Source organism: Priestia sp. SIMBA_032 (assembly GCF_046535215.1).
GTDB lineage: Bacteria > Bacillota > Bacilli > Bacillales > Bacillaceae_H > Priestia > Priestia aryabhattai.
The window spans coordinates 1-250 of the sequence record NZ_JAWRXD010001216.1 but is presented as its reverse complement, the minus strand read 5'-3'; the positions used below and the strand labels follow the sequence as shown (position 1 = coordinate 250).

Below are 250 nucleotides of genomic sequence, written 5' to 3'. Positions count from 1 at the left end.
ACCCAAACCTCCTGTAAATAGTCCGAGATACCTATAAAATTCATCCCAGAGCGATTTTATGTTGGAGTTGGCCATCCAAAGTGCGAGCAACATCCCGATAAGCCCGGTAAATACCGTGACAATTCTTGCAATACGCAATAATCGTTTATCGGCCACTTGTTGATTGAACCGTTTGTAAAAATCGTTGCAAAAGGCTGTGGAAACCGAGTTTAGACTACTGCTAATGCTACTCATGGCCGCAGAAAAAATG

General features: G+C 42.8%; 1 protein-coding gene. It reads right to left on the bottom strand.

Going from position 1 to position 250, the window contains the following annotated elements:
* Positions 1-249 (bottom strand): sodium:solute symporter family transporter (locus SB717_RS38195; RefSeq protein ID WP_410908402.1); only part of this gene is annotated, 249 nt, incomplete at its 3' end.
* Between the last annotated feature and the right edge of the window lies 1 nt (position 250).